Origin of the sequence: Rhizomonospora bruguierae (assembly GCF_018397995.1) — a bacterium.
GTDB classification, from domain to species: Bacteria; Actinomycetota; Actinomycetes; order Mycobacteriales; family Micromonosporaceae; genus Rhizomonospora; species Rhizomonospora bruguierae.
The window spans coordinates 100,900-121,123 of the sequence record NZ_BBQH01000025.1 but is presented as its reverse complement, the minus strand read 5'-3'; the positions used below and the strand labels follow the sequence as shown (position 1 = coordinate 121,123).

The following is a 20,224-nucleotide window of genomic DNA, read 5'->3' as shown; positions in this document are numbered from 1 at the left end:
TTGTGCACCCCGGTTGCTGTCACCGCTGATGTCAAATATCCGGAACGCATGCGAATGGACCGATGCAAATGTCAGGGCTTGGGTACCGAGATTGCGGCTGATCGTTGGCACGGCGCGTAGCGGTGTGGCGTCGACCCTGATTCTTCGCGGGTCTGGCGTCGGTCGATGATCAACGAGTCTTCATCGTTGTTGGTGGATGTTCGAGCTCGTTGGGTGCGGCCGTAGGCCGGCTGTCGCGCCGGTGGGCGTGGTCTCCTTGGTTTCTCCTGGTCGTCGGGGTGGTGGTGCGGGTGGTCAGGTGGCTGGCATGGGCATGCGGCGGATGGTCTCGATCGCGTTGGCCAGGTCGGTAGCCCAGGGCCAGGTGTGGGGCAGGCGTAGCTACCGGTAGCGGTGGGTTCGTACCAGGCGTGCGGGAGTCTGGAAGATCCGGTAACGCAGCGTCTTGGGCTCGGCCTTCGCCAGAGCGCCGGCCAGCGCGTAGAGACGCATCCAGGCGATGAGGTCCACGGCGATGGTGACCGCGGCGCACCATGTCTTGTTGACCTGCCACGACTTGGATGGCAGATGGCCGGGGCCGGTGTCTTTGGTGGTGCGTACGCCGTCTTCGACGCGGGCGTGCACGCGGTGGCGGGCGTCGGCGCGTTGCACGGACAGGCCGTCCTCGCCATGGGCGGGGGTGTTGGTGACGAACGCCGAGTACCGGTAGCCGTTGGTGTCGAACGAGGTGGCCTGCTCATGGTCGAACAGCTTGCGTCGACGCACCATGACCCGCATCGTGGTGGGCCACTTCAGGCCGGTCAGCCGTTCGCGGAGCAGGTCGGTGATCTCGGTGGTCTGCCGGCCGTCGATGACCTTACCTGTGGTGTTGGACAGGCACGGCAGCCACCAATCGTCGGGCCGGCGGTTGCAGGCCGCGCGGACGTGCTCGTCGACGTCGAAGCCGATCGAGTACGCCAGCCGACGCCCAGCGGTCTGGTCGAGGCTGTGCAGCCAGTCGATGAGCGTGTGGGAGGCACCGGCCCCGTCGGAGGTGATCAGCAGGTCGTCGCGCCGGGTTGGCGGGCACCTGACCGATCGCCTGACGCAGTACCTCGATCAGGTCCTGGGCGGTGTTCGCCCCGGCATTGCCGGGACGGGGCATCAGTGCGGCCAGTTCACCGGGGTTGTCGATCCACACCCCGAGGCTGTGAAACCCGAACGTCTTCTTGAACGTCGCCTCCGCGTGTTCTTTACGCGAGTGGGCCAGGGTGATGGTGTCGTCGACGCGCAGCACGACCGTCGCGCCCATAGATAGGCCACCGGCGTAGGTCGCCTGCGGCACGCCAGCGGGTAGCAGGCTCCACAGATGCGCGCGGGCCGCCGCCCGTTGGGCGTCGATGCGGTACAGGGCCCCGTCGCTGATCTCGCCCAACGCGCGTAGGGCGGTGGTGTCCGAAGCGACCGGCCCGAACAGCGCGGCTTGTGCCCGCAGCGCCTCGATGTCGTACACGTCGGTCCCGCCAGCGGCGATCGAACACGCGATGTCGGTCAGCACCCGGCCCCGGTCGTGGACCGGATGGAATCCGGGCTTGGTCAGTACGGTGGAGATGCCCGCGGTCAGGCCGGTGCGGTCGGCGAGCATCCGCAAACCCGCCACCCCGACCATCGCCACCACCCTGTCACCGTCAGCCGTGACGCGCAGGTCCTTCGACCATCCGGTAAGCTCACGCACGTCGGAAGTGCCTCCTCGCAAGAGATCCTGGTAGATGTCGCAATCACCATTTTCCCTTGCGTGGCAGGCACTTTCGCGTTTCCGAACCTCACGAGACCGTTACAAGATCATGACCCGGTGAATGTCCACGGCAAGTGTTCGTTGTATACCACGCTGGCGCTCCAGTTCGACACGCGCACTGTGACGGCGCTAACCCTCGTGGGGTGGCTGGTGGTACACGCGCCGCCCGAGCGGGTACGCCGCGACTTCCTGGGCGTGCTCGGTGAGGTGCGTCAGTCGCTTGCGTGGTTGAATCCGCTGCTGCTGGGACACCGTGGATCCGAACGCACCGTCATAAAGCGGTGCGTCGAGCATAAAGCGGTGCGTCGAGGAGTATGCGGGAGATTGTCGTGTACTTCCACTGGAAGTAGGGAATGGGAGAGGGCATGGGCGGCGGACTGGTGTTCTTGGGCTGCTACACGCCGGAGAGTGGCGGCGGGCGTGGTGCCGGCGTGGTGGCGGCTCGGTGGGAGCCGGCGACCGGCGCGCTCGACCTGATCGGCGTGGTGGCCGAGACGCCGTCGCCGTCGTTTCTGGCGCGTCACCCGGCTCTGCCCGTGCTGTACGCGGTCAACGAGTTGCCTGAGGGGCGGGTCAGCGCCTGGGCGATCGGCGCCGGCGGTTCGCTGGCACCGTTGGGCAGCCGGTCGACGGGCGGTGGGTCGCCCTGCCACCTCGCGGTCAGCCCGGACGGCCGGTATCTGTTGAGCGCCAACTACGCCAGCGGGAGTGTCGCCGTGCATGCGCTGGACGCGAACGGGGTGCCGGGGGAGCGCACCGCGCTGGTCCAGCATCGGGGAGCGGGCCCGATGGGTGAGCGGCAGGAGGGCCCGCACGCGCACATGGTGCGGCCCGAGGTGGAGCGGGTGCTCGCGGTGGACCTGGGTGCGGATCGGATCTTCCGGTACCGGCTGACCGAGGTCGGCGACCTGGAGCCCGGCGTGGAGGCCCGGTTCCGGGGCGGTACCGGCCCGCGCCATCTGGCCCGGCATCCGGACGGCCGGTACTTCCTGGCCTGCGAGTTGGACGGCACGCTGGCGGCGCTCGGCACCGACCTCGCCTTCCGCCAACATGTGCCCGGCGGGGAGCGGCGCGGGCAGCCGTCGGAGCTGGTGGTCGGGCTGGACGGGCGTTTTCTTTACCTGGCGAACCGGGGCCCGGACACGGTCGCTGTGTTCGATATCACGGGCGCGGTGCCCCGGCGAGTGGCCGAAGTCTCAAGTTGTGGGAGCTCGCCGCGGCATCTGGCGATCGCGGGCGGCTACCTGTACGTGGCGAATGAGCGGTCTGACCAGGTCATAGTCTTCCGGCTCGATCCGGTGACCGGGGTGCCGGAGCCGGTCGGTGTGCACGAAACGGCAAGTCCGACTTGCGTGCTACTTGGGGAAACGTCGTAATCGCTGGCTCTGCAGTACTCCATGCCTGTCCGTTCGGTTATGTAGACGCGCAAAGGGTCCTTCCCGTCACGGTGGGTGAAAAAGAAATCTTGCCAGCAACTGAACGGTAACTATCCCCCGTTCGTCTCTGGCCAGAGTCGCTTAGTCCCCGGATTATGGGGACCTGTGCCTGGCCGCCACCGTCCACCGAGACGCTTCAGAGGGGTAAAGGCCATCGCCGCGGCGGTGGCGCTGATCGTCGTGGGCGTGGGCGCCTGGGTCGGGTACCGGGAGTTGCGGGCGGCCGCGTGCAGCGGAGAGTTGCGGCTCACCGTCGCCGCCGCCGAAGAGATCGCCCCCGCCGTGCAGGCCACGGTCGATCAGTGGGCCAAGGACCGGCCCGCCGTCGACGGCACGTGCGTGGCCGTCGCCGTGACGGCCAGCGACCCGACCGAGGTGGCGGCCGTCGTGGCCGGCGACCACGGCGTCGCCATCACCGGTGTCGGGCAGGCGCCGGGCACCGCCACGCTGCCGGACGTCTGGATCCCGGACTCGTCCATGTGGATCGTGCGGTTGCAGACCGCCGCGGCCGGCTTCGTGCCCGCCGAGGCCACCTCGATCGCCCGCAGCCCGGTCGTGCTGGCGATGCCGCAACCCGTCGCCGACCAGTTGGGCTGGCCGCAGCAGCGCATCTCGTACGACCAGCTGCTCCAGCAGATGACCTCCGGCAGCGGGCTGAAGACCGGCATCGTCGAGCCGACCCGGGACGCCACCGGACTGTCCGGCCTGCTCGCCCTGGCCGCGGCCGCGCAGGGCAGCGGCGGGCAGGCGGGCGCCACCGCGGCGCTGCGCGCGCTCGCCCAGGGCGCCAGCCGGCTGCGCAAGGACCTGCTGGAGCGCTTCCCGCAGGCCGCCAACCCGTCGGCCATCGCCGCCGCGGTCAGCGCCGCTCCCCTGTCCGAGCAGGACGTCATCGCCTACAACCAGATCAAGCCCGCGGTACCGCTGGCCGCCGTCTACCTGGACCCGGCGCCGATCGCGCTGGACTACCCGTACGCGGTCATGCCGGGCCTGGACGGGGCGAAGGGCGACGCGGCGGCGGCGCTGCGCAAGCAGTTGGCCGGCCCACAGTTCGCCGATCGGCTGGCCGCCCAGGGGCTGCGCGCCGCGGACGGCACCGTCGGCACGGGCCTGGTCCTGCCGGCCGGCGCACCCAGCCCGGCGCCGCTCGGCGGCACCCCGGCCAGCACGGACTCCGGCGGCGGTGGCGCCGGCGGCCCGCAACCGGCCGCGGTCGAGCGGGCGCTGTCCACCTGGACCGCCGTGACCCTGCCCGGCCGCCTGCTCGCCGTGCTGGATGTTTCCGGCTCGATGAAGGCGCCCGTACCCACCGCCAACAACCTGCCGCGGATGACGGTGACGGTGGAGGCCGCCAAGCAGGGCCTGACCCTGTTCGACGACTCCTGGGCGGTGGGTCTGTGGACGTTCTCCACCGAACTGGTGGGCAGCCAGGACTGGCGCGAACTGGTCCCCATCGGCCCGCTGTCCAGCCAGCGCGAGAAGTTGGCGACCGCGCTGAGCGGCATCCGCCCGAAGGACAACGGCGACACCGGCCTCCACGACACCCTTCTGGCCGCTTACAAGGCGGTGCAGACCGGGTGGGTCGGCGGACGGGTCAACTCCGTCGTGGTGATGACCGACGGGGAGAACGACGACGCGAACGGGATCTCGCTCGATCAACTGACCGTGCAGCTGAAGAAGATCGCGGATCCCAAGCGGCCGATCCAGGTGGTGATCATCGGTATCGGTCCGGACGTGAAGAAGGCGTCGCTGGACCCGATCACCCAGGTGACCGGCGGCGGGGTCTTCGTGGCCGAGGACCCGGCCAAGATCGGCGAAATCTTCCTCCGGGCGATCTCGCTGCGCTCCCAGGCGCCTCGCTGACCCGCCCCGCCGCGGCGCCGCGGCTCGTTCGCGGCGCGCCCCACCACGACGCGAATTAGTGACGGCTATCCGTCGCTAGCACGACTGGCCCGGGGGGTTGGGCCAGGATGTGCCATGGCACCCAAGTCGGTCGGTCCGATCGCGGCCCGACCGGCAGGAGCCCGTTTACCTGACGAGTGGGGAGGACAGGTGACGGCTGCCACGTTGGACCCTGCCGCGACGCGGCCAGGTGTCGTCGTGACCGCGGCGCGGGGGGCGTTACGGGCACAGCAGCGCACGTACATCCGGTCGCTGGTCGCCGTGGACACGACCGTGCTCACCGCCGCGGTCTTCGGCGGCTACTTCGCCCGCTTCCAGGGCGAGCGGGCCATCGGTTCGCTCATCCCGTACTGGATCGTCGGCGGGGCGCTGGTGGTCGTCTGGCTGCTGTCGCTGAAGCTCATGCGCGGCTACGACGACCGCGTGCTCGGCTACGGCGGTGACGAGTACCGGCGGGTCGCCGCGGCCAGCCTGCGCCTGGCCGGCGCGGTGGCGATCGCCGGGTACGTGTTCGACGCCGGCGTCTCCCGCGGCTTCCTCGGCGTGGCCTTCGCCGCCGGCACGGTCGGCCTGCTGGTCGCCCGGTTCGCCGCCCGCAAGCACCTGCACCGGGCGCGGACCCGGGGCGGCGGCTGGTCCCGTTCGGTGCTCGTCGTCGGCGACACCCCGCACGTGCTCGAACTGGTCCACCAGTTGCAGCGCGAGCCCTACACCGGGTACCACGTGGTCGGCGCCTGCATCCCGGACGCCCTCGTGGCGCCCCAGGCGCAGCGGCTCGGCGACGTCCCGGTGGTCGGCTCGTTCCGCACGATCCTCACCGCCGCCCGTACCGTGGCGGCGGACACCATCGCGGTCACCGCGTCCGGCGAGCTGACCGCCGGGCGATTACGCCGACTCGGCTGGCAACTCGAGGGCACCGGCGTGGACCTCGTCCTGGCGCCCGCGCTGACCGACGTCGCCGGTCCCCGGATCCACACCCGCCCGGTCGCCGGCCTGCCACTGATCCACGTCGAGGCGCCCGAGTTCCGCGGCGGCCGCAAGTGGGTCAAGAGCCTGGTCGACCGGGCCATCGCCGGCCTGGCCCTGGTGGCCGTCTCGCCGCTGCTGCTGGTCATCGCGATCGCCATCAAGCTGGACACCCGGGGGCCGGTCATCTTCCGCCAGATCCGGGTCGGCCAGGGCGGCAGGGAGTTCGGCGTCTTCAAGTTCCGCACCATGGTCGTCAACGCCGACGAGCTGCTGAAGCAGATCATGGAGCGGAACGAGACCGACGGCCTGCTGTTCAAGATGCGTTCGGACCCGCGCATCACCCGGGTCGGGCGGGTGCTGCGCAAGTACTCCCTCGACGAGCTGCCCCAACTGGCCAACGTGCTGCTCGGCCACATGAGCCTCGTCGGTCCCCGCCCGCCGCTGCCGCGGGAGGTGGCCCAGTACAGCAACGACGTGGCCCGCCGGCTCCTGGTCAAGCCCGGCATGACGGGCCTGTGGCAGGTGAGCGGGCGCTCCGACCTCTCCTGGGAGGACGGCATCCGCCTGGACCTGTACTACGTGGAGAACTGGTCCCTCACCGCGGACCTGACCATCCTCTGGAAGACGTTCGGCGCGGTGATCAAGGGCCGCGGCGCGTACTGACCGACCCGCGTATCCGGCCGGCGCGGCCGCCGGTCCGGGCGCCGATGGTAGTAGTCTCGGCGGCACCATGGCCGAAAACCGTGGGCCGGACGGGCCAGGGCTGAGCGTCGCGGCGGCGGTGGAGTTCGCCGCGGACCCGCTGGTGTCCCTGTGGGATGCGTCGAGAGAGCGCGCCGCGACTCGACTGTCCGGCTCACAGCTGCGCGCGCTGCTCGTGGTCGAGGACCACGAGGGCATCAACCTGCGCGGCCTGGCCACCGCCCTGGGCATGATCCTGTCCTCGGCGTCCCGGCTGTGTGACCGGCTGGTCGCGGCGGGGATGCTGGAGCGCGAGCCGGGCCGGCTGGACCGGCGGGAGATCTCGCTGTCGCTGACCATGGTGGGCCACCGGCTGCTGGAGGATCTGCGGCAGGACCGCCGGCGGCGGTTGGAGGCGACGCTGGCGCGGATGAGCCAGGCGGACCGGGTGGCGCTGCTGCGCGGGCTGCGCGCCTTCGCCGCCGCGGAGCCGGCCGACGGGGAGCCGGCGATCGTGGGTTCGCGTATCCGCACGGCGTAGCAGGCTGCCCGCCCAGATAACCGTGGGGTAAGCGAAGCGCGGGGCGGCGGCGATGGGATAACGGCCGCTACCCGCGCGCGAGCCAGCGGGCCGGGTCGTCGCGGACCGCCCGCACCACCGAGCCGGCGGCACCGACCGCGGCGGCGCGCACCCCCAGCCGGGCCGGGACGACCTCCACCGACTCCCAGTCGGCGGTGAGCACGCGGGTGTCCACTTCGGAGCGCACGGCCGGCGACAGCCACGTGGCGAGCGGCACGTAGAGGCCGCCGAGCACCACTGTCGGCACGTCGATCACGTTCACCACGCCGGCCAGTACGACCCCCAGCGCCCGACCCGCCTCGGCCAGCGCCGCCAGTACCGCCGGATTGCCCCGCTCGGCCGCGACGGCCAGGCGGCCCGCCGCCTCACCCGGCCGGCCCGGTACCAGCCCGGCGGCGCGCAGGATCGCCTCCTGGCCCGCGTACTGCTCCAGGCAGCCGTGCGCGCCGCAGCGGCAGGGCGGGCCGTCCGGCCGCACCGCGACGTGCCCGATCTCGCCGCTGAACCCGCGGGCGCCGCGGAACAGCCGGCCGTCCAGCACGATGCCGGCGCCGATGCCGACCTCGCCGGAGACGTACAGGAAGCTGCTGGCCGCGCCGGCGTGCAGTTCGCCGAGGGCGGCCAGGTTCGCCTCGTTGTCCACGGCGAGGCCGGCCGGGGCGAGGTCCAGCCCGCGGATGCACAGGTCGGCGCGCACGTCCACGCCGCGCCAGCCCAGGTTCGGCGCGGTGCGTACCAGCCCGTCCGGGCGTACCAGGCCGGGTACCGCGAGGGTGGCGCCGGCGATCGGAGCGGTGCTGGTGGCGACGGCGTCGGCGGCCAGGTCGGCCAGGGCGCGCAGCGTCTCGCCGGGCGGGCGGCCGCGGCGGTCGCCGGGCAGGACCGCGCTGTGCCGGACCGCGCCGGTCAGGTCGACCACGCAGGCGGCCAGGTAGTCGACGTTCACCTCCAGGCCGAGCCCGGCCACGCCGTCCGGCGCGAGGGCCAGCCCGACCGCGGGGCGCCCCGCCCCGGAGCGGGGCGACGGCTCGGTCTCCAGCAGCAGCCGCCCGGCGATCAACTCCTCGACCAGGGACGACACGGTCGCCCGGGTGAGCCCGGTGGCGGCGGCCACGGCGGCGCGCGAGATCGGCGCGAGTGCGTTCGCGACCTGGCGCAGGACCAGGCCGAGGTTGTGCTCGCGCAGGCTGGCCTGCCGGACGGGGCCGGCCCCGCGCCCGACCCCGGTCGTGGCGGTCATGGCCTTGACAGTCTCACACCCGCGGCAAATAATTCAACCGCTTAACAAATCGCCAGATGGGAGGCCACCATGGCACCTCAACCCACCGCCGCGGACAAGTTCTCGTTCGGCCTGTGGACCATCGGGTGGACCGCCCGCGACCCGTTCGGCGACGCCACCCGGGCGCCGCTGGACCCGGTCGAGGCCGTCCACAAGCTCGCCGAACTCGGTGCCAACGGCATCACGTTCCACGACGACGACCTGATCCCGTTCGGCTCCGACGACGCCGCCCGCGACGGGCACATCGCCCGGTTCCGCAAGGCGCTGGAGGAGACCGGCGTGGTCGTCCCGATGGTCACCACGAACCTGTTCACCCAGCCCGTCTTCAAGGACGGCGCGTTCACCAGCAACGACCGCGACATCCGCCGGTATGCACTGCGCAAGGTGATGCGCAACCTGGACCTGGCCGCCGAACTGGGCGCGTCCACGTACGTGTTCTGGGGCGGCCGGGAGGGCTCGGAGTCCGACGCTGCCAAGGACGTGCGCGCCGCGCTGGACCGGTACCGCGAGGGCATCGACCTGCTCGCCCAGTACGTCATCGACCGCGGCTACGGCCTGCGCTTCGCGATCGAGCCGAAGCCGAACGAGCCGCGCGGCGACATCCTGCTGCCGACCGTGGGCCACGCGCTGGCGTTCATCGCCGGCCTGGAGCACTCCGACATGGTGGGCGTGAACCCCGAGGTCGGGCACGAGCAGATGGCCGGCCTGAACTTCATGCACGGCATCGCCCAGGCGCTGTGGGCCGGCAAGCTGTTCCACATCGACCTGAACGGCCAGCGCGGTATCAAGTTCGACCAGGACCTCGTGTTCGGCCACGGCGACCTGCTCAACGCCTTCTTCTTGGTGGACCTGCTGGAGAACGGCGGCGTGGGCGGCGTGCCGGCGTACGAGGGCCCGCGGCACTTCGACTACAAGCCGGCCCGCACCGAGGACTACTCCGGCGTGTGGGTCTCCGCGGCCGCGAACATGAGCACGTACCTGCTGCTCAAGGAGCGCGCGGCGGCGTTCCGGGCCGACCCCGAGGTGGTCGAGGCGCTGGCCGCGGCCCGGGTGGGCGAGTTGAAGGAGCCGACCCTGGCCCTCGGCGAGACCTACACCGACCTGCTGGCCGACCGTTCCGCGTTCGAGGAGTTCGACCCGGTGGCCGCCGGCGAGCGGGGCCTGCACGCGGTCCGGCTCAACCAGTTGGCCGTCGAGCACCTGATGGGCGCCCGTTCCTAGCCACGAGGGGGAGTCGTGACGCTGGTGGCCGGGGTCGACACGTCGACCCAGTCCTGCAAGGTGGTCATCCGGGACGCACAGACCGGCGCGCTCGTCCGTGAGGGGCGCGCCGGCCACCCGGACGGCACGGAGGTACATCCGGACGCCTGGTGGACCGCGCTCGACGCGGCCGTGGACCAGGCGGGCGGCCTGGCCGACGTGGCGGCCGTCGCGGTCGGTGGCCAGCAGCACGGCATGGTATGCCTGGACGAGGCGGGCGAGGTGGTCCGCCCGGCGCTGCTGTGGAACGACACCCGCTCGGCGCCGGCCGCGGCCGACCTGGTCGCCGAATTGGGCGACGGCGACGTGGCGGCCGGCGCGAAGGCGTGGGCGCAGGCGGTCGGCACGGTGCCGGTCGCCTCGTTGACCGTCACCAAGCTGCGCTGGCTGGCCGAGCACGAACCGGAGTCGGCCCGCCGCACGGCCGCTGTCTGCCTGCCGCACGACTGGCTGACCTGGCGGCTGACCGGTTCGCGGGACCCGTTCGCGGTCACCACGGACCGGGGCGACGCCAGCGGCACCGGCTACTGGTCGCCGTCGACCGGCGCGTACCGGCCGGACCTGCTCCGCCGGGCGTTCGGTGCCGAGCCGGCGCTGCCGAGGGTGCTCGGCCCGGCGGAGCGCGCCGGCCAGACCCGGGGCGGGGCGATCCTCGGCCCGGGCACCGGCGACAACGCCGCGGCGGCGCTCGGCGTGGGCCTGCTCCCCGGCGACGTGGTCGTGTCGATCGGCACCTCCGGGACGGTGTTCAGCGTGGCCGACGCGCCGACCGCCGACGATTCCGGCCTCGTGGCCGGCTTCGCCGACGCGACCGGCCACTTCCTGCCGCTGGTCTGTACGCTGAACGCGGCCCGGGTGCTGGACGCGGCGGCGGCGCTGGCCGGCGTCGACCACGAGCGCCTGGCCGACCTGGCGCTGGCCGCCCCACCCGGCGCGGACGGGCTGACCGTGGTGCCGTACCTGGAGGGCGAGCGCACCCCGAACCGTCCGCTCTCGACCGGGGCGGTGCACGGGCTGACCCTGCGCAACGCCACCCCGGCGCACCTGGCCCGGGCGGCGGTGGAGGGCATGCTCTGCGCCCTGGCCGACGGGCTCGACGCGCTGCTGGCCCAGGGCGCCACGGTGAACCGGGTGTTCCTGGTCGGCGGGGGAGCCCGGTCGCGGGCGGTGCAGCAGATCGCGCCGAGCGTCTTCGGGCTGCCCGTGCTCGTCCCGCCACCGGGGGAGTACGTCGCGGACGGGGCCGCCCGGCAGGCCGCCTGGGTGGCCCTGGGCGGCGCCGAGGCGCCCGCCTGGTCGCTCGGCACGACGGCCACGTACGAGGCGGAGCCGGTGCCGGCCGTGCGGCAGCGCTACGCCGAGGCCCGCGACCATACCCTCAACCGCCTCACCCCCTAGCCCAATACTTGTCGATCTTGGACTTGTGGTGCCGGGATTGCTCCGATTGGCGCGTCTTTGTCCCCACGATGAGTCCAAGATCGGCAAGATTGGGGCGGGTCCGGGCCCGAGCGTGCGGCGGGTATTCCCGCCCGTGGCACGCGGCCGGGAGGCGGTGCCGCTACCGTTCAATTCGGATGAGCATTCCGGACCGTGCCGACGCCGCCGTGGAGGAGACTCCCTCGGTGGTACGCGATCGCGCGATCGCGCTGGTCGAGTACCTGCTGGCGGTGCGCGCCCTGGTGGAGAAGCCGGTACGGACGGTGCCGGCGACCGACGCGTACTGGATCGAGGGGCTGCCCGAGCACCCGGCCTGCGAGGTGGGGCCGCTGCGGGCCGGCGGAAGCTGGCTGCGGATCGGCCGTCCGGGCCCGCCCGAGCCGCCGCCGATCCCGCCCGGGCTGGTCCGCCACCTGGTCTGGGACCTGTCCTGGCAGGTGACGCCCCGGCTGGCCGACGAGTCCGACGAGCACCGCCGGGCCGCGCTGGCGGGCTGGCTCGACGCCCAGTGGCAGCCGTGGGCCGAGCGGGCGCAGGTGGCCGCCACCGTGCGTGGGCTGCACGACCGGCTCTACGACCTGCGGTACCGGCTGGACATCGAGGCGTCCCGGCTGGAGCTGGTCTGGGGTCACCTCATCGTGGACGGGTCGATCGGCGGTGAGCGGGTGCGGTACCCGCTGATCGCGACGCCGGTGGCGATCGAGTACGACCCGGAGAGCGGCACCGTGCGGGTGGCGCCGCAGGGCCCGGTGCGGCTCCAGCCGGACGCGCTCGGCGGCCTGGACGACCGCCGGGTCGCCGACCTGCTGGACCTGGGCGGCGCCGGCGGCCAGGTGGACGTGGACCCGTGGGACGAGCAGGAGCGCCGCGAACTGGCCGGGCGGGCGATGCGCCGCCTCGGCCTGGACCCGGTGATCCGCCCGCCCGAGGAGCCGACGCCGCCCGGCGGGGTCGGGGTGCGGGATTCGGCGGTGCTGTTCGTGCGCCCCCGGCAGCGGATGGTCCGCCGGTTCCTGGCGCAGATGCGGGACCGGCTGGTCGCCGCGGGTCGCGGGGGCGAGGCCGGGGCTGCGGCGGCCTCGGTCGGGGCGCTGGCCGGCGTGCTCGCTCACGAGCCGAGCCGGCTGCGGCTGCCGGACGACCAGCCCGCGGCGTGGGAGCGGGTCGGCGCGCGGCTGCTCATGCCGATGGCCACCAACGAGGCGCAGGAGTCGATCGCCCGGCGGCTGGCGGTCCACCGCAACGTCGTCGTGCAGGGGCCGCCCGGCACGGGCAAGACCCACACGATCCGTAACCTCATCTGCCACCTGGTCGCGCACGGCAAACGGGTCCTGGTGCTGGCCCAGAAGGAGGACCCGCTGCGGGTGCTGCGGGACGGGCTGCCGGCGGAGATCCAGCCGCTGAGCCTGGCGATCCTGGGGCGCTCGGTGGACCAGCTCGTCCAGTTGCAGATCTCCGCGCGGGAGCTGTCCGACCGCGCCGCCACGCTCGACCGCGCCGCCGAGCGGTCCTATGTGGAGCGCCTCGCCGCCGAGATCGCCCGTACCGGGGCGGAGTTCCACCGGGCACAGGATGGGCTGCGGGCCGCCGCCGAGCGCGAGTCCGGCACGTACCCGCTGGCGGGTGGGAGCGCGACGGCGAGCGAGGTGGCCGAGTGGCTGCGCCGCCGCGAGCCGGCGGACGGGTTCGTGCCGGACGTCATCGCCCCGGAGGTCGACCCGCCGCTGGACGCGGCCGAGTTCGGCGCCCTCCTCGACCTGGCGCGCCGGCTCCCGCTGGTGGACCGGGTGGCGGCCCTCGCCGACCTGCCCGCGGACGGTGAACTGCCCTCCGGCGAGGCGCTCGCCGCCCGCCGGGCCGCGCTGGCGGAGGCGGAGAAGGCGGTGGATTCGCTGCGGGACCGTGGCCTGGCCGTCGACGCGGCGCGCCGGCTCGGCCCCGGGGCGGTCGCCGAGCTGGGTGCCGCCCTGCGCGCCGCCGCGGACGCCCTCGCCCGCCGCAAGGGCAGCTGGACCGACCGCCTCGGCCGGCTGGTCGCGCAGGACACCTGGCGCGGCGTCTGGGCGGAGCACGCCGCCGCGACCGCCCGCACGCTGGAGGAGCTGGCCCGGCGCGCCACCGCCCTGGCCGGTCACGTCGTGGTGGTCCCGCCCGAGGCCGCGGCCCAGCCGCGCATGCTGCTCGCCCGGCTCGGCGAGCTGCGCAGCCGGTTCGCCGCCGGCCGGCGCCCGAACCGGCTCACCCAGGGCGAGCTGTACCGCCTGGCCGCCGAGTCCACGGTGGATGGTGAGCCGCTGCGCGCGGTGGCGGACGTGGACCTGGTCGTCGCGCAGGTGGAGCGTGGGCAGTTGCGGCAGCGGCTCGCCGCGCGCTGGGCCGAGTGGGCACAGCGCCTGGATGCACCGCTGCCCGGCGGCGACCCGGAGCTGTGGGCGGGCCAGGTGCTCGCGGAGGCGGTTGACGCGCTGGAGTGGGAGAGCCGCCGCTGGCCGGAGCTGCACGCCACCCTCGCGTCGCTCCACCCCGCGGGCCCACGCACCGTGGACGCCCACCAACTCGGCGAGCTGGCGGCGTTCGTGGCGGCGGCGGAGAACGTCTTCCGGGTCGACGATCTGGCGTACGAGCTGGACCACCTCGCCGATCGGCTGCACGCCGCCGCCGGCGACCGCGCCGCCGCCCCGGTGCTGCGGCACCTGGTCGCGGCCTGGGACGCGGCGGACGACGTCGCCTGGGACGCGGCGCTGGCCGAGATCCGCCGCCTGTGGAACCTCCGCCCGGCGGCGCTGCGCTACGCCGACCTGCACGCCCGGCTCGGGGCGGTGGCGCCCCGGCTGGCCGCGGCGATCGACACCGGTTCACTCGGCAGCGACGCGAGCGGCGCCGTCGAGCCCCGCGCCGTCGAGCCCCGCGCCGTCGAGCCCCGCGCCGGCGCCGTCCCGGTGCTCGGCGGTGACGACCTGCTGCGCGGCTGGCGGTGGCGGCAGGCGCAGACCTGGTTCGAGCAGACCGTGCTCGCCGTCGACCCGGTCGCCATCGGGCGCCGCGTCGAGCGGCTCCGCGACCGGATCACGCAGCTCACCGGGGACCTCGTCGTCGGCTCCGCCTGGCTGGAGGTCTCGCTCACCCTGGACGACCGCCGCCGGGCCGCGCTCGCCGACTGGACCGCCGCCCTCCGCAAGATCGGCAAGGGGACCGGCCGCAGCGCCGCGCACTGGCAGGCCGCCGCGCAGCGGGCGATGGCGGACGCCGTCGCCGCCGTCCCCGTCTGGATCATGTCGATCGACCGCGCCCTGGAGCAGTTCACCGGCGGCGAGCCGGTCTTCGACGTGGTGATCGTGGACGAGGCGTCCCAGGCCGACCTGTTCGCCCTGCCCGTGCTGAGCCTCGCCCGTCGCGCCGTGGTGGTCGGTGACGACCAGCAGATCGGCCCGCAGCTCGTCGGCGTGCCCACCGACCGGGTCACCGCGCTGATCAACGCGCACCTGGTCGCGGGCGGCGTCCCGTCGGCGCCGTACTTCGACACCGAGAGCAGCCTGTACGACCACGCGGTGCGCCGCTCCCCGGAGCGCATCCTGCTCACCGAGCACTTCCGTTGCGTACCGTCGATCATCGAGTTCTCCAGCGCGACCTACTACGACAACAGGATCCAGCCGCTGCGCGCCGACGCCCCCGCCGGGATCGGCGCCCCGGTGCACGCCGTCCACGTCGCGGACGGCCGGCGGCGGGCGCTGCCCGAGTACGGCGAGGTGAACGTCGAGGAGGCGGAGGCGCTGGTCACCCGGGTCGCCGCGATCGTGGCCGACCCCGCCTACGAAGGTCGGACCATCGGCGTGGTCAGCCTGCTCTCCGGCAGCGGGCAGGCCGCCTACCTGCAGCACCGGCTGCGCGCCGAGATCGGCCCCCGGGAACTGGCCCGCCGCGACCTGCGGGTGGGCGACCCGTACACCTTCCAGGGCGACGAGCGGGACGTGGTGCTCGTCTCGCTGGTCGTCTCCGCCGACGGCGATTTCGGGGCGTTCACCAAGCGCGACTACCACCGCCGGGTCAACGTCGCCGCCTCCCGGGCCCGCGACCAGCTGTGGCTGTTCCACTCGGTCACCCTCGCCGACCTGCACCCGGACGACGCCCGCGCGATCCTGCTGGCCCACTACCTCAAGCCACCCGCTCCGGCGGAGGTCGGCGCCGCGCCCGAGGGCGACTTCCGGCGGGCGGTCCTGCGCCGGCTGCGGGAGCGCGGCCTGTCGCCGGTGCCCGGGTTCCGGGTCGGCCGCTACCGGATCGACTTCGTGCTCACCGCCCCCGACGGCCGCCGCCTGGCCATCGAGTGCGACGGTGACCGGTACGCCGGCGCCGGCGCGTTCGCTCAGGAACTGCGGCGCCAGGCCATCCTGGAGCGGGTCGGCAACTGCGTCTTCGTGCGCCTGGCCGCCAGCCGCTTCGCCCGCGACCCGGACGCCGCGATGCGCCCCGTCTGGGAGCGCGCCGAGGAACTCGCGATACCCCGCACCACGTAGTGCCGATTGCTCGCGTAGCGGGCTCCGGCGGGCGGGGCCGGTCAGCGCGCCGCCCATGGTGCCCCGCCGGGCGGGGCGGTGGCGCATACTGCCCGGGATGAGCAAATCGGGGCGGGTGCCGGGGTGGGGCGGTGGCGCGCACCGGTTCTACAGCGTGGTCGTGTTCATCGTGCTCGCCTCGCTGGACAACGTGGCGATCGGCCTGGTTCCGCCGCTGTACAAGCCGATCGCCGCCGAACTCGGCGTGCCGGACGCGGCGATCGGGGCGGTGACGGCGGCGACCTTCCTGGTCACGGCGATCGCGGCGGTGGTCTGGGCGTACGCCGGGGACCACACCGACCGCAAGCCGCTGCTGCTGGTGGGGACGCTGATCTGGGCCGGTGGGATGGCGGCGACCGGGCTGGCGCGCAACTACCCGGCGCTGTTCGCGGCCCAGATGCTCGCCTCGGTGGGGCTGGGCGCGGTGGCGTCGGTGGGTTTCTCGGTGGTCAGCGACCTGATCTCGCCGCGCCACCGCGGACTGGTGATGAGCTTCTGGGGGCTGTCGCAGGGCGTCGGCACGCTGGCCGGCACGCTGATGGGCGGCCTGCTGGGCGCGGCGAACTGGCGGCGCCCGTTCCTGACCCTCGCCGTCGTCGGGCTGGTCGCCACCGTGGCGTACCTGGCCACGTTCGACATCCGCCGGGGGCAGAGCGAACCGGAACTGGCCGCGATGGTGGCGTCCGGCGAGGAGTACGAGTACCGGATCAGCCGGGCGGACCTGCCGGTCATCCTCGGCCGGCGGACCAACCTGTGGCTGATCTTCCAGGGGTTGACCGCGCAGGCGGCGTTCGGGTCGCTGGTGTGGCTGCCGGTGCTGTTCCAGACCCGGGCGCAGGCGCAGGGGTACTCGCTGGACACGGCGATCAAGGTGGGCAGCGTGTTCGCGACGCTGTTCCAGTTGGGTGGGGTGCTGTCGATCGTCGGCGGCCTGGTGGGGGACCGCTGGCAGCGGCGCACGCTGCGCGGGCGGGCGATGGTGGCCTCGGTGGGCATCCTCGCGGCGCTGCCGTTCTACCTGGTGCTGTTCTTCGTGCCGATGCGCCTGCACGTGCCGGACGGCGCCGGTAGCGGCTCGATCATCGGCAGCGTGCTGCACAGCGTGGTGACCGAGCCGACGGTTGGGCTGAGTTTCCTCGCGGCGATGCTGGCGATCGCGCTGACCTCGGCCAACTCGCCGAACTGGTTCGCGCTGATCGCCGACGTGAACCCGCCCGAGCACCGGGGCACCGTGTACAGCCTCGGCAATCTGGTCAACGGTGTGGGCCGGGCCGGCGGCAACTGGCTGGTGGGGGTGGCGGCGCGCGGGCTGAGCGGTGCCTTCCCGCCGCCGCTGAACTACGCGGTGGGGCTGGCCATGTTCCAGTTGTTCTTCATCCCGACCGGGATCATGTACTGGCTGGCCTCGCGCACCTCGCCCCGCGACATCGTCGCCGTGCGTGACCTGCTGGCCGCCCGCGGGGCGCAGGAGGAACTCGCCGCCGGTGGCCCCGCGAGGCTGTCACGGGACCACCGGAGCACCGGCACCTGAGTCAGCCGACCCGGCGGTTGGCGCCCGGCCGGGTCAGCGGGCCCAGACGGTGACGTCGGTGGGGACCCGGCCGTCGGCCTCCAGTGGGCCGCTGGCGAGCAGCACCCGCGTCCCCGCGGGCAGCGCCGCCGGCTCCGCGCCGAAGTTGGTCAGCACCAGCACGTCGCCCAGCCGGAAGGTCAGCACCTCGTCCGGTGCCTCCTGCCACGCCAGCGTGCCCTGCCCGAGGCCGAGGGAGCGGCGCAGCCGCAGGGCCGACCGGTACATCTCGTACGTGCTGCCGGGCACCCCGCGCTGGCGGTCCAGCGCGTACTCCGCCCAGCTTTCCGGCTGCGGCAGCCAACTCGCGTCGGTCGGCCCGAAGCCGTAGGACGGGGCGTCCGCCTCCCACGGGATCGGCACCCGGCAGCCGTCCCGGCCGCGCACGGTGTGCCCGGAGCGCTCCCAGGTCGGGTCCTGCCGGTACTCGTCCGGGATGTCCATCGCCTCCGGCAGGCCCAACTCCTCGCCCTGATAGAGGTAGGCGGAGCCGGGCAGGGCCAGCATGAGCAGGGTGGCGGCGCGGGCGCGGCGCAGGCCCAGCACCGGGTCCGGCTTCGGGTCGCCCGGCCCGATGCCGCGCGGGCGCGGCGCGTCGAGCGGCAGCCCCAGCCGGGACGCGTGCCGGATCACGTCGTGGTTCGACAGCACCCAGGTGGTGGGGGCGCCGACCGCCCCGGTCGCCTCCAGCGAGCGGGTGATCACCGCGTACTGGGCCGGCGCCGTCCAGGCGGCCAGCAGGTACTCGAAGTTGAACGCCTGCTGCATCTCGTCCGGGCGCGCATAGGCGGCCATCCGCTCGACCGGCTCCACCCACGCCTCGGCCACCATCATCCGCTCGCCGGGGTACTCGGCGAGCACCCGGTGCCAGTCCCGGTAGATCTCGTGCACGCCGTCCTGGTCCCACATCGGCGGGCGGGGCGCCGCCTCGGTGCCGGGGCCGGAGAGCGGCTCCACCGGCGGCCGCCAGTCGGCCAGGTCGGCCTGTTTGACCAGGCCGTGCGCCACGTCCACCCGGAACCCGTCCACGCCCCGGTCCAGCCAGAACCGCAGGATGGCCCGGAACTCCTCGCGGACCTCCGGGTTGTCCCAGTTCAGGTCCGGCTGCCCGGTGTCGAACAGGTGCAGGTACCACTGGCCGGGCCGGCCGTCCCGCTCGGCGACGCGGGTCCAGGCGGGGCCGCCGAAGTTGCTCTCCCAGTCGTTCGGCGGGTCGTTGCCGGCCGGGCCCTTGCCCGCCCGGAACACGTACCGGTTCCGCTCCGGGCTGCCCGGACCCGCCGGCAGCGCGGCCCGGAACCACGGGTGCTCGCTGGAGGTGTGGTTCGGCACCAGGTCGACGATCACCCGCAGGCCGCGCTCCTTCGCCGCCGAGATCAGCTTGTCGATGTCCTCCAGCCGCCCGAACAGCGGGTCCACGCCCCGGTAGTCGGCCACGTCGTACCCGGCGTCGGCCTGCGGCGAGGGGTAGAACGGGGACAGCCAGAGGGCGTCCACGCCAAGGTCGACGAGGTGGTCCAGGCGGGTGGTGATGCCGGGCAGGTCACCGACGCCGTCGCCGTTCGCGTCGGCGAACGAGCGGGGGTAGATCTGGTAGATGACGGCGCGCCGCCACCACTCGTTCGGCTGGGTGTCCACCGGTCTCGCTCCCGTCGGTGCGTAGGTGCTCAAGCGGCGGCCCCCGGGGCCGCCACGCATTCATCGTGCCTCGCGTTCCGTCAGGGGGCGAGCGGCGGCGCGGTCGAGTCGCGGATGATCAACCGGGTCGGCAGCACCATCGGCGGCCCGCCGTCCGGTTCCCAGATCGCCGGGTCCCGCGGGTCCAGCTCCTGTTCGAGGATCGCCGTGGCGGCCAGCCGGCCCTGCTCCGTGGCGGGCTGGGCGACCGTGGTGAGCCCCACCGCGCCCGCCAGGTCGTGGTCGTCGATGCCGATGACGCTGACGTCCTGCGGCACCCGAAGGCCGGCCTGGCGCAGGGTGGCCATCGCGCCCATCGCGATCTCGTCGCAGGCGGCGAAGATCGCCGTGGGCGGCGGGTCGTGCCGGCGCAGCAGTTCGGCGGCGGCCCGCTCGCCGCCGGCCACCGTGAACTCATCCTCCACGTCCAGCGACGGGTCGGCGGGTACCCCCGCGTCGGCCAGCGCGTCCAGGTACCCGCGGCGCCGGTCGAGGTGGGCGGTGAACGCCAGCTCGTCGGTCGGGTCCCCGGAGATGTGGGCGATCCGCCGGTGCCCCAACCGCAGCAGGTACTCCGTCGCGGTGCGCCCGGCCGCGGTGTCGTCGATCCGCACGCAGGGCCACCCCGGTACCGGGGTCCCCGAGCTGACCGTGACGCCGGGCAGCGCCAGCCGGGTGACCGCGGCGAAGTCCTCGTCGTGCAGCGGCGTGGCGATGAGCATGAGCGCGTCGACCCGGTGGGTCAGCGCGGCGGCGTGGAACAGCCGGCGGCGTTCCTGTTCCCGGCCGCCCAGGTTGTACAGCAGCAGGTCGTACCCGGCCTCGTAGAGCCGGTCCTGGGCGGCCTCGATCACGGTGGCGAAGAACCAGCGGGTGAGCCGGGGCACCACCGCCGCCACCGAGCGGGTCTTGCCACCGGCCAGCCGGGACGCGCTCGGCGACGCGACGTATCCCAGTTGGGTGGCGGCGGACAGCACCCGCGCCCGGGTGAGTTCCGACACGGTCGGCAGCCCTCGCAGGGCCCGCGACACGGTCGCGGTGGACACCCCGGCCAGGCGTGCCACGTCATCGATCCGGGCCATGCGCGGTCCTCCCCAGGTCCGTTT

The 20,224-nt window shown here is 73.6% G+C and carries 12 protein-coding genes and 1 pseudogene; 8 read left to right on the top strand and 5 right to left on the bottom strand.

The window, feature by feature from the left end:
- Positions 1-381 precede the first annotated feature (381 nt).
- Complete coding sequence (locus tag KJS59_RS31800) at positions 382-993, bottom strand: transposase (protein WP_283775782.1); 612 nt, start codon at positions 991-993, stop codon at positions 382-384.
- A gap of 145 nt (positions 994-1,138) precedes the next feature.
- Positions 1,139-1,648, bottom strand: a pseudogene (locus tag KJS59_RS31795) (transposase); the annotation flags it as partial.
- Between the two features lie 491 nt (positions 1,649-2,139).
- On the opposite strand from KJS59_RS31795, the gene KJS59_RS14765 reads away from it, so the two are divergent.
- The 4 genes from KJS59_RS14765 (at position 2,140) to KJS59_RS14750 (ending at position 7,303) form a co-directional block, all read left to right on the top strand.
- On the top strand, positions 2,140-3,150 hold the full coding sequence (locus tag KJS59_RS14765; protein WP_213453438.1) for a lactonase family protein: 1,011 nt from the start codon (positions 2,140-2,142) through the stop codon (positions 3,148-3,150).
- Between the two features lie 225 nt (positions 3,151-3,375).
- Entirely contained in the window at positions 3,376-5,073 is a 1,698-nt protein-coding gene (locus tag KJS59_RS14760) for a VWA domain-containing protein (RefSeq protein ID WP_249714159.1), read from the top strand.
- Positions 5,074-5,262: 189 nt separating this feature from the next.
- Positions 5,263-6,744: a sugar transferase gene (locus KJS59_RS14755; RefSeq protein ID WP_376771178.1), complete on the top strand. Its 1,482-nt coding sequence runs from the start codon at positions 5,263-5,265 to the stop codon at positions 6,742-6,744.
- A 67-nt stretch (positions 6,745-6,811) separates the two neighbouring features.
- Positions 6,812-7,303: a MarR family winged helix-turn-helix transcriptional regulator gene (locus KJS59_RS14750; RefSeq protein WP_213453436.1), complete on the top strand. Its 492-nt coding sequence runs from the start codon at positions 6,812-6,814 to the stop codon at positions 7,301-7,303.
- Positions 7,304-7,370: 67 nt separating this feature from the next.
- Here KJS59_RS14750 and KJS59_RS14745 read toward each other — a convergent pair whose 3' ends face one another.
- Positions 7,371-8,582, bottom strand: a complete 1,212-nt coding sequence (locus tag KJS59_RS14745; protein ID WP_213453435.1) for an ROK family transcriptional regulator — start codon at positions 8,580-8,582, stop codon at positions 7,371-7,373.
- Positions 8,583-8,651: 69 nt separating this feature from the next.
- Between KJS59_RS14745 and xylA the strand changes: the two genes are divergently transcribed.
- The 4 genes from xylA (at position 8,652) to KJS59_RS14725 (ending at position 17,402) form a co-directional block, all read left to right on the top strand.
- A complete protein-coding gene (xylA, locus tag KJS59_RS14740; protein WP_213453434.1) occupies positions 8,652-9,842 on the top strand; it encodes a xylose isomerase in 1,191 nt (396 codons plus the stop codon).
- A gap of 15 nt (positions 9,843-9,857) precedes the next feature.
- On the top strand, positions 9,858-11,279 hold the full coding sequence (gene xylB / locus KJS59_RS14735) for a xylulokinase (protein WP_213453433.1): 1,422 nt from the start codon (positions 9,858-9,860) through the stop codon (positions 11,277-11,279).
- Positions 11,280-11,455: 176 nt separating this feature from the next.
- Entirely contained in the window at positions 11,456-15,832 is a 4,377-nt protein-coding gene (locus KJS59_RS14730) for an AAA domain-containing protein (protein WP_249714155.1), read from the top strand.
- Positions 15,833-15,929: 97 nt separating this feature from the next.
- A complete protein-coding gene (locus KJS59_RS14725; RefSeq protein WP_213453432.1) occupies positions 15,930-17,402 on the top strand; it encodes an MFS transporter in 1,473 nt (490 codons plus the stop codon).
- A gap of 33 nt (positions 17,403-17,435) precedes the next feature.
- Here the strand turns inward: KJS59_RS14725 and KJS59_RS14720 are convergent, their stop codons facing one another.
- Together KJS59_RS14720 and KJS59_RS14715 are read right to left on the bottom strand one after the other, a co-directional pair.
- The gene (locus KJS59_RS14720; RefSeq protein ID WP_213453431.1) at positions 17,436-19,139 is read right to left on the bottom strand and encodes a glycoside hydrolase family 13 protein; all 1,704 of its coding nucleotides are present in this window, start codon (positions 19,137-19,139) and stop codon (positions 17,436-17,438) included.
- A gap of 20 nt (positions 19,140-19,159) precedes the next feature.
- Entirely contained in the window at positions 19,160-20,200 is a 1,041-nt protein-coding gene (locus tag KJS59_RS14715; protein ID WP_213453430.1) for a LacI family DNA-binding transcriptional regulator, read from the bottom strand.
- Between the last annotated feature and the right edge of the window lie 24 nt (positions 20,201-20,224).